The organism is Streptomyces bobili (assembly GCF_002154575.1).
Lineage (GTDB): Bacteria > Actinomycetota > Actinomycetes > Streptomycetales > Streptomycetaceae > Streptomyces > Streptomyces bobili.
Genome location: NZ_MUBA01000681.1, coordinates 1 through 4,999, shown reverse-complemented (window position 1 = coordinate 4,999; position 4,999 = coordinate 1). Strand labels below are relative to the sequence as shown.

General features: G+C 70.0%; 4 protein-coding genes. 2 read left to right on the top strand and 2 right to left on the bottom strand.

All coding sequences use genetic code 11. The features are described 5' to 3' along the window. Nucleotides 1–111 precede the first annotated feature (111 nt). Both BZL64_RS36125 and BZL64_RS36120 read right to left on the bottom strand, forming a co-directional pair. Nucleotides 112–1,458, bottom strand: coding sequence for a copper amine oxidase (locus BZL64_RS36125; protein ID WP_086773263.1), 1,347 nt, complete (start codon nucleotides 1,456–1,458; stop codon nucleotides 112–114). 92 nt (nucleotides 1,459–1,550) lie between these two features. Then, a complete protein-coding gene (locus tag BZL64_RS36120) occupies nucleotides 1,551–2,387 on the bottom strand; it encodes a Tat pathway signal sequence domain protein (RefSeq protein WP_086773262.1) in 837 nt (278 codons plus the stop codon). 190 nt (nucleotides 2,388–2,577) lie between these two features. Between BZL64_RS36120 and glgX the strand changes: the two genes are divergently transcribed. After that, nucleotides 2,578–4,695: a glycogen debranching protein GlgX gene (gene glgX, locus BZL64_RS36115; protein WP_086773261.1), complete on the top strand. Its 2,118-nt coding sequence runs from the start codon at nucleotides 2,578–2,580 to the stop codon at nucleotides 4,693–4,695. A gap of 81 nt (nucleotides 4,696–4,776) precedes the next feature. After that, nucleotides 4,777–4,999: alpha-amylase family glycosyl hydrolase (locus BZL64_RS36110; RefSeq protein ID WP_143663414.1), on the top strand; the 223-nt coding region annotated here is incomplete at its 3' end.

Here is a 4,999-nt window from a genome sequence, read left to right as displayed (position 1 = left end):
TGTCCATCCGGCTGCACCGCCTTCCGCTCCCCCGAGCATCCCCGTCCCAACGATCAAGGAAGGGTACTCCGGTAGCGGTCGGCGGTGCAGCCGGATGGACAGGGTCGTTTCTCAACTCTGCGAGCCCGGACGGCCGTTCTCGGTGACGAGGGCGGGCGGAGTGAGCGGATTCATAGCGGTGACGTCGCGGGGGGCGATCGAGAAGCCCTGCCAGTGCACCGGCATGGGCTGCTGGTCCTCGTCCCGAGCGACATGGTGGAAGCCGACGTTCACCCAGGCCACCGGGTGGGTGAGGGCCTGTCCGTTCACCCATTTGTCGACGGTGGCGGGATGCCGGGGAGCGCACAGGCGGAGGTTGTTGTTGGCGTACTGCTCACACTTGTTGTACTGCGTGAAGTAGACGTCGTGCCGGGTGAAGGCGCGTCCCGGGTACTTGCTGCTGACGCCGGGGACGATCTCGTACGAGCGCGGGTGGCCGTCCTTGTTCTTGCCCGTGGTGCTGACCACGCGCCACCAGCGCATGTTCTTGGCGTCGCCCGCGAGTTCCTTGGTGACGGGGGTGCGGGTGGTCTTGTTGGTCGGGGCCTGGGCGCCGGCGGCGGGCGGGCTGACCACCGAGTCGTACTGCTCGACCTTGTTCTTCGAGGAGCCGTCGAGGCCGAAGTCGAGCCGCCAGAACACGTTGTGGTTGTGGCTGGTGGAGTAGGACGTGGCGCCCTTGCCTATCGGCCAGCCGCGGCCGTCACCCGCGTCGTAGTCGAAGGGCGAGAGGCTGCCGGTGGCGCCGACGTTCATGGAGACGGTGCCGTCGTCGGCGAACCGCCACTCGGTGATGTACTCGTACCAGCTCACCTTGTTGACGGTGTAGACGAGCAGGTCCTTGCCCTGGGACTGGTAGACCTTCCCGGAGTCGGTCTGCATCCGGTAGGCGTGACCGCGGGCCCGGGTGGTGGTGCACAGGCCCTTGATGTTGGGGTTCTCGGAGTTGTAGGCATCCGGGACCTTCACGGTCTTGATGGTGCCGCCGGGGCATTCGGCGGGGGTCATGTTGACCAGGCCCGCGCCGAAGTTGTAGTCGGTGATGTCGTTGTACTCGTTGGAGCCGTCGTCGTACGGCACGTGGATCTGGGCGAGTTTGGCGCTGTTGAGGACCCGGATCGGGCGGGCCTCGCCGGGCGGCTGGTAGGAGACCTTCTCCAGGACGAGTCCGGACTTGGACTCGAAGCGCCAGCACATGCTCCAGGTCGTGCCGTTGGAGAGCTTCTGCTGGATGCGGTAGGCGGCGCTGCAGTCCGGGGCGGCCGCGGGGGCCGTCTTCGGGTGGGCGGTGGCCGGGGCGGTGCCCGTCGCGGACGCTCCGGCGGCCAGTGCGACCACGGACAGGCCGAGGGCCGCGCCTCTGCGGACGCGGCGGGTGCCGGGCGGCCGGTGGCCGCCGTTCGGGTGGTTCAGGCGCATGAGGACAGGACTCCCTGTGCGTCACCCTCCCGAGACAGGGCGGCGCGGCCCGGCGCGGGAGGCGTGAGTCGGAAAAGTGGACGAAGGGGCGCTCAGCGGGTGAGAGCGGCCACCTTGCGGGTGCTGAGGTCGATCACCAGGGACCGGGTGTCGATCCACGGGCCGTTCTTCACCTTGAGCAGCAGCCGCGCGCAGCGGTGGATCCCGCAGCTGTCGAAGGCGGCGGGCTGGGCGCCCGGCACCGCGCGGTACACCATGCTGGAGAGCTGGAGCTGGTCCGGTGAGGTGAGTGCCTTGCCGGTGGCGTCCTTGTAGTCGGCGCGCAGGCCCGCGCCGAGCGGGTCGGCGATCAGCAGCGTGGCCGCCTCGGTGTTCTCGGCGCGGCTGAGCGGCGGCTGGACGCCCTGTCCGCTGCCGGTGGCCTCGACCTTGCCGGTGTCCAGGTTGACGGTCCTGGTGACGAGGGTGTCGTCCTTGTAGTCGTAGAAGCTGACCTCGGCGCGCCGGGGGGCCGAGGGGTCGTCCACCTCGTCCGCCTCCGGGTCGGCGAGGTCCACGCCGAGGGGCTGCGGGCCCCGGTCGCCGTCGACGTCCTGGCTGGCGTTGAAGAGCTGCCTGCTGAGCGCGATGCGCTCGACGCGGGCGATCTCGTCGTCGGTCAGCGGGTCGCGCCCGGTGCCCCGCTCGCCCTCGGCGGGCGCCTGCTCGACGACCCCGGGCGCCACCGCCGCGGAGCCGCCCTGCTGCCCCGTGCCCCCCTGGCCGGCGCCCTGCTGCCCCGCCGCCGTCTTCTCGCCGGAGCCCCCCGCCGTTCCTTCCGCCCCTGCCGTGCCCGGCAGGGTGATCGCGATCATCGCGGCTGTCGCGGCCACCGCGACGGCCGCGCCTGCCACCACCTTGCCCAGGTGGCGACGCACTGTCGTGCGCACATCTTCCCCCTACTCCCCCTGTGCCCCGGGAGTACGTTGTAAGCCCCACTGGTTCGGCGTACGCCGTATGGGGCGTACGCACTGGTCGCTCGGTAAGAGGGACGTAAGTCACAGGTGGTTCCCTCACTTTCCGGGAGACTCGGTGCGAAGGCGTCCCCGGCGGAGCGGCACACCTGGAAGAGTCGTATCCATGCAGGTCTGGCCTGGAGAGGCATATCCCCTCGGCGCCACGTACGACGGCGCCGGTACGAACTTCGCGGTCTTCTCGGAGGCCGCGGACCGAGTAGAGCTGTGTCTGCTGCACGACGACGGCTCGGAGACGGCGGTGGAACTTCGCGAGAGCGACGCCTTCGTGCGGCACGCGTACGTGCCGGGCATCATGCCGGGGCAGCGCTACGGCTTCCGGATGCACGGTCCGTACGCGCCCGAGCGCGGCTCGCGGTGCAATTCGGCGAAGCTGCTGCTCGACCCGTACGCGAAGGCGATCAGCGGTGCGGTGACCTGGGGCGAGGAGGTGTACGGCTACCACTTCGGGGCCCCCGACAAGCGCAACGACCTCGACTCGGCGCCCCACACGATGACGTCGGTCGTGGTCAACCCCTACTTCGACTGGGGCGACGACCGGCGCCCGCGCACCGAGTACCACCACACGGTGCTCTACGAGGCGCACGTCAAGGGCCTCACCATGCGCCACCCGGCGCTGCCGGAGGAACTGCGCGGCACCTACGCCGCCCTCGCGCACCCGGCGATCATCGAGCACCTCACCGAGCTGGGCGTCACGGCACTGGAGCTGATGCCCGTACACCAGTTCGTCAACGACCACCGTCTGGTCGACATGGGCCTCAACAACTACTGGGGCTACAACACGATCGGCTTCTTCGCCCCGCACAACGCGTACGCCTCCTGGGGCGACCGCGGGCAGCAGGTGCTGGAGTTCAAGTCGGCGGTGCGGGCGCTGCACGAGGCGGGGATCGAGGTGATCCTCGACGTGGTCTACAACCACACCGCCGAGGGCAACCACCTGGGTCCGACGTTGTCCTTCCGGGGCATCGACAACGCGCAGTACTACCGGCTGGCGGACGACCCGCGGTACTACACGGACACCACCGGGACCGGGAACTCGCTGCTCATGCGGTCCCCGCACGTGCTCCAGCTGATCATGGACTCGCTGCGGTACTGGGTCCTGGAGATGCATGTCGACGGGTTCCGCTTCGACCTCGCGGCGACCCTGGCCCGCCAGTTCCACGAGGTGGACCGGCTGTCGTCGTTCTTCGACCTGGTGCAGCAGGACCCGGTGGTCTCCCAGGTGAAGCTGATCGCCGAGCCGTGGGACGTGGGCGAAGGCGGCTACCAGGTGGGGAACTTCCCGCCGCTGTGGACCGAGTGGAACGGCAAGTACCGCGACACCGTCCGGGACCTGTGGCGGGGCGAGCCGCGCACGCTCGCGGAGTTCGCCTCGCGGCTGACCGGCTCCTCCGACCTGTACCAGGACGACGGGCGCCGGCCGCTGGCCTCGATCAACTTCGTGACCTGCCACGACGGGTTCACCCTGCGCGACCTGGTGTCGTACAACGACAAGCGCAACGAGGCCAACGGCGAGGACAACCGGGACGGCGAGAGCCACAACCGGTCCTGGAACTGCGGGGTGGAGGGCGACACCGACGACCCGGACGTGCTGGAGCTGCGGTCCCGGCAGATGCGCAACTTCATGGCGACGCTGATGCTGTCGCAGGGCGTGCCCATGATCAGCCACGGCGACGAGGTGGCGCGCACCCAGCACGGCAACAACAACGCGTACTGCCAGGACAGCGAGCTGGCGTGGGTGGAGTGGCCCGACCCCGAGGGGGAGGGCGACGAGATGCTCGACTTCACCCGGGCGATCGTGCGGCTGCGCAAGGAGCACCCCGTGTTCCGCCGCCGCCGCTTCTTCCACGGACGGGCCGTGGAGGGGACCCACGACGATCTGTCGGACATCGCGTGGTTCACGCCGGAGGGCAAGGAGATGGCCCAGCGGGACTGGAACTCGTCGCAGGCCTCGACCCTGACGGTGTTCCTCAACGGCAACGCCATCTCCGAGCCGGGCTCGCGCGGGGAGCGGATCACCGACGACTCCTTCCTGCTGATGTTCAACGCCTCCCCCAGGACCCTGGAGTTCGTGGTGCCGGTCGACCACGGCCGCCAGTGGCAGGTGGTCGTGGACACGGCGAACCCGCAGGCGGTGCAGCGGGGTGCGGGCGTGAAGGTCGCGGCCGGGGACCGGCTGACGCTGGTGGACCGGAGCATGACCGTCCTTCAGCGGCCCGCGTAGGGGCTCGTGCAGGGGCTCGCCCGGCCGCCGGCCGGTGGGCGGGATGACAGAAATGGGGGCAGGGCGGGTACGTAGGTCTGCATGACCTCTGAGCGCCCTGTCCCCGTCGTGCCCACGGCCACCTACCGGCTCCAGCTCCAGCCCGGGTTCCCGTTCGAGGCCGCGGCGGCGGCCGTGCCCTACCTGGCCTCGCTCGGCGTGTCGCATCTGCATCTGTCGCCGGTGCTGGAGGCCGTGCCCGGCTCCGCCCACGGCTACGACGTGGTCGACCACGCGCGCGTGCGGGCGGAGCTGGGCGGCGAGG